Below are 9,165 nucleotides of genomic sequence, written 5' to 3'. Positions count from 1 at the left end.
TTAAAATACAAAACGCCCGATGAAGTACATCGAGCGTTTTAGTTAAAAAGTGTCAACCCATATCAGGACGGGTCACATTGCTGTATGATTTTATTCAGTGAGTGACTCTTCTAACGCTTTTAAGCACAGCGCAACGTTTTCAGATCGAGCGCCGTAACCCATTAAGCCAATACGCCACGCTTTACCAGCTAATGCCCCAAGGCCTGCACCAATTTCTAGGTTATAGGTTTCTAGCAAGTGAGCACGAACTTTTGCTTCATCAATTCCTTCAGGCACGTAAATCGCATTTAATTGTGGCAACCGATGGGCTTCGTCCACAACAAATTCAAATCCTAACTTTTGTAAGCCATTTTTGAGTTTTTCATGCATCAGTTGGTGACGAGCCCAAGCGTTTTCTAATCCTTCATTTTTCAGTATCAATAAAGCTTCATGAAGCGCATACAAGCTATTAACTGGCGCCGTATGATGGTAACTACGCTTGCCTTTTCCACTCCAATACCCCAAAACTAAACTCTGATCGAGGAACCAACTCTGTACTGGTGTTGTTCTTGCTTGAATCTTTTCAATCGCGGCAGGAGAAAACGTCACTGGTGAGAGTCCAGGTACACATGACAAACATTTTTGACTGCCAGAGTAAACCGCATCCAGTTGCCATTCATCCACTTTTAACGGCACACCACCAAGTGACGTCACCGCATCAACAATAGATAATGCATTATGCTGTTTCGCCAGCTTACCCAATGCTTGAGCATCACTGACTGCACCAGTTGAGGTTTCCGCATGCACAAAAGCAAGAATTTTTGTATCTGGGTGCTGTTCGAATGCTTGCTCGACTTTATCAATGGAAACAGGCGTCCCCCATTCATCATCGACGATAACAACTTCACCACCAGCACGGACGACATTTTCGCGCATGCGTTCACCAAATACACCATTACGGCAGACGATCACTTTATCGCCTTTCTCGATCAAGTTTACAAAGCAGGTTTCCATCCCTGCACTACCTGGCGCTGAAACCGCAATAGTGAACTCATTGTCAGTTTGAAAGGCATACTTCAATAGCTGCTTGAGCTCATCCATCATACCGATAAACAGAGGATCAAGGTGACCTACAGTCGGACGGCTTAGTGCTTGTAACACTTGAGGATAAATATCAGAAGGACCAGGTCCCATTAAAATACGGTGAGGTGGAATAAAGCTTTGGATCGACATGTCAGCTCCTTGATTATCTTTTATCCTGAGCATTCTAAAAGTTCTATTCAATAACATGGCTCAGGTGTAGGGTTCTTCACCCTAATAGATTTTTCCTCTATCAGCAATTAGCCGTAAGTATGGAGGTCAAACCAGTGTCACAAAATCGTTAATAAAAAACACCATAAAGGTTGAAATATTGATTGACATTAAGGCCTCAAAACCGTTCAATGTTTGAGCTTTATGTAGAAGAGGAGCGCTACCCAGGTAGATGATTTGTGGAACCGCAATTCCAACACCAATCATTGAGGGGGAGTAGTGCCGAGGTAAGTCAAAGTTGCAGGATTTGACTTGTCGGTTGAATTGGGCTGAATCCCATCAACTGTCATCAGCGCAGTCTGATGAAGGGCTTCTGAGGGTAAATTTTTCAAATAGCATTCTAAATACCTCTCTTTTTGCTCTGTTCCTTTTCTCACTAAACATTGGATGTACAATTTTTTAGGAAGTCGTGGGAGAACGCAGTGAGCGCATTTAACGTAGCTAAATTCGGTGGAACCAGTGTTGCCAACTTTGAGGCAATGAGTCGTTGCGCCACCATTATCGAAAATAATCCAAATACTCGCCTAGTCGTGAGCAGCGCTTGCTCTGGCGTCACCAACCTATTGGTAGAACTCGCCAACGGTGTTCAGGATCAAACGCACCGTACTGAGCTACTGCAAAATCTGGCCAACATTCATGACGCCATTTTAACTCAGCTCGAAGACAGCACGAAAACTGCTGCCGAGGTGTATGGCATATTAGATACCGTAACCAGCCTGGCCGAGGCTGCATCTATCCAAGCTAGTGCGAAGTTAACCGATCATTTAGTCGCATGTGGTGAACTCATGTCGACGCACATTCTAACTCAGTTAATGTGTGAGCGAGGCATTCAAGCAGTGCGCTTTGATATCCGCGATGTGCTGCGTACTGATGACAACTTTGGTCGCGCGGAGCCAAACATTGAAGCAATTTCGACGCTTGCGCAAGATAAACTCGTACCACTTTGCCAACAATCCGTTGTTGTTACTCAAGGCTTCATAGGATCTGACGAAGCCGGTAATACAACAACACTAGGTCGAGGAGGCAGCGATTACAGCGCCGCCTTAATTGCTGAGAGCGTCAAAGCGGCAGGGTTAGAAATCTGGACTGATGTTCCGGGCATCTACACAACAGACCCGCGAATTGCGCCAAAAGCCTCACCAATTCCTGAGATCAGCTTTAGTGAAGCTTCAGAAATGGCTAACTTTGGCGCTAAAATCCTTCACCCTTCTACGCTAGTACCTGCATTGCGCCACGACATTCCGGTATTTGTGGGGTCATCGAAAGAGCCTGAAAAAGGGGGAACTTGGATTCGCCACCAAGTCGAAAGCTCACCGTTATTCCGTGCGCTAGCTTTGCGTTGTAACCAAACCATGGTAACGCTACGCAGCGCCAATATGTTCCACGCATACGGCTTCTTAGCAAAGGTCTTTGAGATCCTTGCAAAGCATAAGATATCTGTCGATTTGATCACAACATCTGAAATCAGTGTATCGTTAACACTTGATCAAACCGATACATCCGGCGGCGCGCCGCAGCTGCCGCAAGCTGTACGAGAAGAGTTAGAAGAGTTATGTAAGGTAGAAGTTGAACGTGACCTATGCCTCGTTGCCCTAATTGGTAACAACATGAGTGAGAGTAAAGGCTACGCGAAACAGGTTTTTGGCACGCTAGAAGATTTTAACCTACGCATGATTTGTTATGGCGCTAGCCCTCACAACTTATGCTTCTTGCTCCATGAATCGGTATCGAAACAAGCCATACAAAAACTCCACACGGAGTTGTTTGAGAAGTAAGTTCAACTCAATAAAACAAAGGGCTGCGTATCTGCAGCCCTTTGTTGTTTCATTAGTTGTTATATTTGGACGAGGTAAACATCAATTTAACCATTAATGTTTGGCCCTAACCATTTTTCAGCCTCGATCCTATCCCACCCCTTACGATCGGCGTAACTCTCTAGCTGATCTTCTTGGATCTGTGCGATCGCAAAGTAACGTGAGTCAGGATGAGAGAAGTACCAACCAGATACTGACGCACCCGGATACATTGCATAGCTGGAGGTTAGAGTCATGCCAATATTCTCTTCCACATTAAGTAGCTCCCAAAGCGGTCCTTTTTCAGTATGCTCAGGGCACGCTGGATAACCTGGTGCAGGGCGAATACCTTGGTATTTTTCACGAATGAGATCATCGTTAGATAAATCTTCATCCGCAGCATAACCCCAAATTTCTTTACGGACACGCTCATGCAAATACTCAGCAAACGCTTCGGCTAGGCGATCCGCCACCGCTTGAATCATAATTGCGTTGTAATCATCTCCCTGTGCTTTGTATTCATCAGCAAGCTCTCGTTCACCAATACCACCAGTGACAGCAAATGCCCCTATCCAATCATGTTTACCCGACTCTTTAGGTGCGATGTAGTCGGATAAACAATAGTTGAATCCTTTTGGTTTCTCGGTCTGTTGTCGCAAGTTACGTAATACTTTCACAACGTCGGTACGAGTTTCATCAGCATAAACTTCAATGTCGTCCCCCACGCTCGCAGCAGGGAATAAGCCACACATTCCACGCGCTTTTAACAGGCCTTCTCGCTCAACTCGATCAAGTAACTCGTTGGCATCTTCGAATAAACGTTTTGCTTCTTCACCAACTTCTTCATGTTGGAAAATTGTTGGATACTTACCCACAAGTGACCAAGTCATAAAGAATGGTGTCCAATCGATGTATTGACGTAATATAGCCACATCAAAATCATCGAAGATATGAATGCCAGGCTTAACAGGCACTGGAGGAGTATAAGCTTCCCAATCAATCGCAACTTTATTCGCTCGAGCCGCTTCTAATGTCACTGGTTTGGTTCTCGGTTTCTTTCGATTATGTTGATCACGTACTCGTTCGTAATCAGCTTGAAGTTTTTCAACAAATTCAGGGCGACGTTCATCTGACAGAAGAGAAGTACATACGCCCACTGCACGTGAGGCGTTGTTCACGTAAACCACTGGATGCTTGTAATTTTGCTCAATCTTAACTGCTGTATGGGCTTTTGACGTTGTTGCGCCACCGATGAGAAGAGGTAAGTTAAAGTCGAGACGCTCCATCTCTTTTGCAACATGCACCATTTCGTCTAATGAAGGCGTGATCAACCCTGATAAACCAATAATATCGACGTTTTCTTCTTGCGCTACTTTTAAGATCTTTTCGCAAGGAACCATGACACCAAGATCGATAATTTCGTAGTTATTGCACTGCAATACAACGCCAACGATATTTTTCCCGATATCATGTACATCACCTTTGACCGTCGCTAGCAAAATCTTACCGTTTGTTTGTCCCACCTGCTTTTCTGCATTGATGTAGGGCTCCAGATGCGCGACTGCTTGCTTCATCACTCGTGCAGATTTTACGACCTGAGGAAGGAACATTTTACCTTCACCAAACAAGTCTCCGACGACGTTCATCCCATCCATTAGTGGGCCTTCAATCACCTCTAATGGCTTTGAAGCGTTGACACGAGCCTCTTCGGTATCATCAACGATGAACTCAGTTATTCCTTTCACTAACGCGTGCTCTAAGCGCTTTTCAACAGGCCAAGTTCTCCACTCAAGTGCAGAGGCATCCTCCTCTTTACCTACCCCTTTGCCTGCATATTCCGCCGCGATATCTAACAATCTCTCAGTGGCATCATCGCGACGGTTAAGAACGACATCTTCCACAGCCTCACGCAATTTTTCAGGCACGTTATCGTAGATTTCTAACTGACCCGCATTCACAATCCCCATATCCATACCATTTTTAAAACAGTGATAGAGGAACACCGCGTGAATCGCTTCACGTACATAGTTATTGCCACGGAAAGAGAATGAGACGTTAGAAACACCACCCGAGATCATCGCATGTGGTAAATCACGTTTGATATCGCCAACGGCTTCAATGAAATCCACCGCGTAGTTATTATGCTCCTCGATCCCCGTAGCAATGGCAAAAATGTTTGGGTCAAAAATGATGTCTTCTGGTGGAAATCCCACTTCATCAACAAGAATTCGGTAAGCGTTGGTACAAATTTCTACTTTGCGCTCACGTGTATCTGCTTGCCCAATCTCATCAAACGCCATCACAATCACAGCCGCACCGTAACGGCGGATCAACTTAGCTTGTTCAACGAATTTCTCTTTGCCTTCTTTGAGAGAGATCGAGTTAACAATGCCTTTTCCTTGGATGCACTTAAGACCGGCTTCAATAACCTCCCACTTGGAAGAGTCAACCATGATTGGTACTTTGGATATTTCAGGTTCTGACGCACAAAGGTTTAAAAATCGAACCATACAAGCTTGTGCATCCAACATGCCTTCATCCATGTTGATATCGATAATTTGAGCGCCATTTTCAACTTGTTGACGAGCCACATCGAGCGCTTCGTCGTACAGTTCTTCTTTAATCAAGCGCTTAAAACGCGCAGAACCAGTTACATTCGTACGCTCACCGACATTGATGAATAAAGAGTCTTTATCAATGGCGAGCGGCTCTAAGCCAGACAAGCGACAAGCAACGGGAAGTTCAGGTAATTGACGAGGGGCGATATTTTCAACCGCGAGTGCCATTTGGCGAATGTGCTCAGGAGTTGTACCACAACACCCACCAATCAAGTTTAAAAAGCCGCTTTGAGCCCACTCTTTAACATGCTTAGCCATATCTTCTGGCGACAAATCGTATTCGCCGAATGCATTCGGAAGCCCAGCATTTGGGTGAGCGGAAACAAAAGATTCTGATATACGCGAGAGCTCTTCAACATAAGGACGCAGTTCATCCGGGCCAAGTGCACAGTTCAAACCAAACGAAATCGGTTTAACATGACGTAATGAGTTGTAAAACGCTTCTGTGGTTTGACCGGATAATGTTCTACCGGAAGCATCAGTAATAGTCCCCGAGATCATCACAGGTAACTCAATACCCATATCTTCAAACACACTTTCAACAGCAAATGAACAAGCCTTAGCGTTAAGAGTATCGAAGATGGTCTCGATAAGAATAAGATCAGAACCACCTTTAATCAGCGCTCGAGTCGATTCAGAGTAAGCCTCAACTAACTCGTCGAAAGAAACATTTCGATATCCAGGGTCGTTTACATCAGGAGAGATAGAACAAGTGCGGTTCGTCGGCCCTAAAACCCCTGCGACATAACGCGGTTTATCGGGTGTTTTTTCGGTCCATTCGTCTGCAACTTCACGTGCAAGCTTGGCAGCTGCAAAGTTAATTTCTTCACTTAGGCTTTCCATCTCGTAGTCAGCCATCGCAATGGTTGTTGCGTTAAACGTGTTGGTTTCGAGAATATCTGCACCCGCTTCTAAATATGCAGCGTGAATTTCCTTGATAAGTTGAGGCTGACTTAGAACCAACAGGTCGTTGTTACCTTTTAGATCACAATGCCAATCCGCAAAGCGCGTTCCTCGATAGTCTTGCTCTTCAAGTTTGTATCCCTGAATCATGGTCCCCATACCACCATCAATCAAAAGAATACGTTGCTTCAATTGAGCTTCAATCTGTTGTCTTACGTTACTTCCCACAGTACAGCCTCATTCCTTTAGTTATCTTTCCATCCTATCACACAAACTTCAGGAGTCTAGACGTCTAAACGTAGAATTAATGATTATTTTATCTCCTTTTTAACTTGCAAAATAATCACGAAAAAATGTTTGCTATTTAAGCAGCATCAGCCGAGAATTCCATTCATAAAATGTTACAAATAGAGAGCTCTATGTCGGTCTATCATACTTTATGTTTTCTATCCGCAGCTGCGATGCTAATTGCTTTTGTAAACAGCAAGATAGGAAAGATGCAAACCACCATTGCGATTACCGCAGGTTCAATGGTGCTTTCACTTCTAATCTTAATTGCGGGTCAAAACAACTGGTTCCATCTCACCGAAATTGCGACGGAGACGGTCACAAGGATTAACTTCGAAGATTTCTTGCTCAAAGGCATTCTTGGCTTCTTACTATTTGCTGGTGGACTAGGCATCAAACTCCCGAACCTTAAAGATCAAAAGTGGGAGATCACTGTTTTAGCCCTTGGAGCCACACTGTTTTCCACGTTCTTTATTGGATTTGCGCTGTATGGGTTTTGTCAGTTAATTGGCATCCAATTTGATTTGGTCTACTGCTTACTATTTGGTGCTCTAATATCGCCAACTGACCCAATCGCTGTATTGGCTATTGTTAAAAAACTCGATGCTCCCAAACGTATCTCCACTCAGATTGAAGGAGAATCGCTCTTCAATGATGGCTTCGGTTTGGTTATCTTCGTCACTCTATTTACGATTGCATTTGGCACTGAGGCACCAACTGTAGGTAGTGTCACCTTACTCTTCATCCAAGAAGCTATCGGTGGTATCACATATGGTTTCGTCCTCGGTTTGCTATTCCACTACTTGATCAGTGCCACCGATGATCACTCAATGGAATTGTTACTTACCATTGGTGTCCCAACAGCAGGTTACGCATTTGCTGAATACATCCATGTATCAGGCCCACTCGCGATGGTTGTATCCGGTATTATGATTGGCAACTGGACACGCTTTATTGGCTTTTCAAAAGAGAGTGAAGATCACCTTGACCATTTTTGGGAGCTTGTTGATGAGTTCTTGAATGGCGTGTTATTCCTACTGATCGGCATGTCGATGCTGCTATTTGAATTCCACAAAGAAGACTGGATCATGATGGCTATTTCAGTCCCTCTTGTACTAGCAGCTCGCTATCTAAGTGTATTTCTTTCTTACATAGGCTTTAAACGTTACAGAAAATATAATCCATGGTCAGTGCGTATTTTGACGTGGGGCGGTTTACGCGGGGGCCTCGCATTGGCAATGGCACTTTCCATTCCATCTGGTATTTGGGTGATTCAAGATAAGTTAATCGATGTAAAAGAGATTATTCTTGTGATGACCTACTCCGTCGTTGTTTTCTCTATCCTCATTCAAGGCTCAACAATCACCCCAATGATTGAAAAAGCAAAAGCTGAAGAGAAGAAGATGGAAGAGGACAACCAAGCAATAACCACTCCAGAGCATACGGAGCCAGTGGACTCTTAAAGACACGTAACTTAATAAATAAAAAGCAGCTACCTAGCTGCTTTTTTCATAACTAATTTTCAGACTTCCCTTCAAGAACGAAGGCTCCTTATTCTTTGATATACCATCAAATATACGAAGAATCGCTACGCTACATTTTCATAGATACTAACTATTGCCGATAGATAGTATTCATAGACGAGTCTTTTAATTTACCCATTTTCATCTGTATCACTTCTCTTCCCTTGGCAATATAGGCTCCTCGCAAACATCAAAGCTAAACTTCCACAATACTTAGCAATGAGCGAGTTTGTATTTTTATGAGAAAGAGACATTTAGGGTGATTGCGTTCAGAACCCAAACGGGTTAGAAACCTCACCGAGATAAAACTGAGCTGGCACCCAGGTAGCAAAGCCTTAACGGAAGTTTAAATCCCTCCCTCTTGAACTCAGTGAGACTAAACTTGTATTCAAAGTCCTCCTGTTTTCAAATTAGAAACAAGCGACACTTCAAACAATTAAACTCTGTCACATAACTAGATTTTCTAATATCGAATAAAAGGAGCTTTGGTTAGAGCTTGGTATCGGAATAAGACTAAGGCACAGAGTTACGTGCTAGCTCGTTCACAACGGTATAAAAACCATGTGAAGAGGGTAGTGTAACTCCAGATGCAAGGTTTCAATATGAAAGTGGATTTAAGGTAAGTCGGGGAACTAAAACGAAAAAAGCCTCAGTCTTTCGACTGAGGCTTAATCTTAATATAAGTGGCGGAGTGGACGGGACTCGAACCCGCGACCCCCGGCGTGACAGGCCGGTATTCTAACCAACTGA

At 44.0% G+C, this 9,165-nt stretch carries 4 protein-coding genes and 1 riboswitch; of the genes, 2 read left to right on the top strand and 2 right to left on the bottom strand.

All coding sequences use genetic code 11. The annotated features are described in order from the left end of the window. Positions 1-90: 90 nt before the first annotated feature. Positions 91-1,212, bottom strand: a complete 1,122-nt coding sequence (locus R7M72_RS23770) for a pyridoxal-phosphate-dependent aminotransferase family protein (RefSeq protein WP_053350597.1) — start codon at positions 1,210-1,212, stop codon at positions 91-93. A 220-nt stretch (positions 1,213-1,432) separates the two neighbouring features. Continuing rightward, positions 1,433-1,611, top strand: a riboswitch (Lysine riboswitch). Between the two features lie 101 nt (positions 1,612-1,712). Between R7M72_RS23770 and lysC the strand changes: the two genes are divergently transcribed. Beyond that, positions 1,713-3,065 carry a lysine-sensitive aspartokinase 3 gene (lysC, locus tag R7M72_RS23765; protein ID WP_053350596.1) on the top strand — a complete coding sequence of 451 codons (1,353 nt, stop codon included), beginning with the start codon at positions 1,713-1,715 and terminating at the stop codon, positions 3,063-3,065. Between the two features lie 86 nt (positions 3,066-3,151). Here lysC and metH read toward each other — a convergent pair whose 3' ends face one another. Beyond that, positions 3,152-6,832 carry a methionine synthase gene (metH, locus tag R7M72_RS23760; protein WP_318056346.1) on the bottom strand — a complete coding sequence of 1,227 codons (3,681 nt, stop codon included), beginning with the start codon at positions 6,830-6,832 and terminating at the stop codon, positions 3,152-3,154. Between the two features lie 191 nt (positions 6,833-7,023). Between metH and R7M72_RS23755 the strand changes: the two genes are divergently transcribed. Beyond that, complete coding sequence (locus R7M72_RS23755; protein WP_104979770.1) at positions 7,024-8,355, top strand: cation:proton antiporter; 1,332 nt, start codon at positions 7,024-7,026, stop codon at positions 8,353-8,355. The last annotated feature ends 810 nt before the right edge of the window (positions 8,356-9,165 follow it).

The organism is Vibrio sp. YT-18, from assembly GCF_033337345.1.
GTDB lineage: Bacteria > Pseudomonadota > Gammaproteobacteria > Enterobacterales > Vibrionaceae > Vibrio > Vibrio alginolyticus.
Note: the sequence above shows the minus strand (reverse complement) of the source record. Positions and strands in the feature narration are given on the sequence as shown.

Excerpts from the sequence above, each read along its gene's own strand:
- R7M72_RS23770 (WP_053350597.1), bottom strand. The coding sequence starts at position 1,212 with ATGTCGATCCAAAGCTTTATTCCACCTCACCGTATTTTAATGGGACCT.
- R7M72_RS23755 (WP_104979770.1), top strand. The coding sequence starts at position 7,024 with ATGTCGGTCTATCATACTTTATGTTTTCTATCCGCAGCTGCGATGCTA.